Genomic DNA, 1844 nt, shown 5'->3' with positions numbered 1-1844 from the left:
GTATGAAACATTTCCATGACGGCTTGTGAATATATAAAAGGTCATATTATAAAGAATAGAGTGCCGCTAACCATGGCCTGTAGCGGAGCGCGGCCAAAAAGCGGCCGCTCCCGCTAAGGCCCACGTTAGCCAATAAGAGAATCAGGAGAATAAGATGCCCCGAAATGAACAGCCTTTGAAAGAACTCCATGAGCAAATAGAGAGATTTTCGAAATTTGATAAGGAAAAACTGATAAAAAGGCCAGCTTGGGGTGCTATCAACTTAGAAGAGGCTAGAACAGATATAGATAAAATATACGATATTATAAATTACTCAACTTTCGAGATTCATGATTCAATCAATTATTTTATTTTAACCAATTGAATTAATAGATAAATAAGCTTGAAGAGCCCAGTCTGTTGATATATGGTGGATTTACGGCAATTCACAATGATATCAATCAGAAAGGGCTCAAATGAACCATAGCAATATTGCTCCTCAATCGCAAGATAACATTCAGGTTCTCGACCAAATTGACGACTTTTTCGATACATTTCGTATCGGTTCGCTGCTTCACCGCTGCGGGATTCGTAAACGCCATGGCTACGGTGTTCGTTCTTTGACAAAAGCAATATTTGCACTTCCATTCATCGGAAAGAATTTCTTCCGAGGCATTGTGATCAACGATGACGCTGATGTCGGAAAAGATGCGGCCTACGATTTTCTCAAAGCATGCACTTACAATTGGAGAAAGTTCTTACTGTTGATAGCGGTTCGCCTGCATTGCATTTTTAACCGATTAACGACAGATCAACGCGAATCAGTGCTCATCTTTGATGATAGCCCATACGACCGATCTCGCTCAAAAAAGGTAGAACTTCTCAGTCGTGTCTTTGACCACAGTACCGGACGGTACTTGAAAGGTTTTCGATTGCTGACCTTGTGTTGGTCTGATGGCGTCAGTTGTTTGCCCTTGGACTTTGGGTTGCTGTCATCTGCAAAAAAGAAGAATCGTTATCATGAAAACGAAAAAATCATGGACAAACGATGTTGCGCTTTCAAGCGGCGGCAAGAAGCAACCACAAAAGCCACAATGCTCTTGGTTCCAATGGTCAAAAGAATCCTCAAGGCAGGTATCCGTGCCCGCTATGTACTCATGGACAGTTGGTTTACCATGCCGGTTAATATTTGCGCTTTGAGAAAACATCTGCATGTAATCGGCATGATCAAAAAAACGCCAAAGGTGTTTTACGAGCATGATGGCAAAAAGCGCAATTTGGTAGGAATCTACCAAAATATTAGCAAACGCCGAGGACGAGCAAAAATATTGGCCTCTACCATGGTAACAATGAGTGACGGCAAACAGGCGAAAATCGTTTTCGTTCGTAATCGTCGCAAAAAAGACTGGTTAGCGCTTTTGTCGACAGACATCGAACTGGCCGATTCGGAGGTGGTTCGCATCTACGGCAAGCGTTGGGATATCGAAGTATTGTTCAAGATGTCAAAACAGCATCTAAAACTGGTAAAGGAAATCCAGTGCCGCGATTACGATATGCTTATCGCTCACACCAGTATTGTGTTTATGCGATATATGTTCATTGTTTATAGGGTTCGTATGGAGACGGATCACCGAACCTTTGGTGAACTATTCTACGCGTGCTGTCAGGAGCTTGATGATATCAGCTTTGTAGAAGCGCTTCATCGAATATTGACTTTAGCCGTTGAGCAATTGCGGCAATTAGGCATATTCTGCGAAAAAACAGCGTCAGTATTTTTTGATACTGTGATCACCGAAGCATTAAAGTACGTCAATTTGTCAAAGAGCTGCGTTTTAACCGAAGATCGTTAAAGTCGAAAGTTGAGT

1 protein-coding gene is annotated in these 1844 nt (G+C 42.1%); it reads left to right on the top strand.

The window, feature by feature from the left end; translation table 11 throughout:
- Window positions 1-455 precede the first annotated feature (455 nt).
- On the top strand, window positions 456-1829 hold the full coding sequence (locus AC37HE_RS02600) for an IS4 family transposase (protein WP_500781218.1): 1374 nt from the start codon (window positions 456-458) through the stop codon (window positions 1827-1829).
- Window positions 1830-1844: the final 15 nt, after the last annotated feature.

The organism is Mangrovibacterium sp. (assembly GCF_059905295.1).
Note: the sequence above shows the minus strand (reverse complement) of the source record. Positions and strands in the feature narration are given on the sequence as shown.

What these genes read in the sequence shown, in the direction of transcription:
- AC37HE_RS02600 (WP_500781218.1), top strand. Translation starts at nt 456, where the DNA reads ATGAACCATAGCAATATTGCTCCTCAATCGCAAGATAACATTCAGGTT.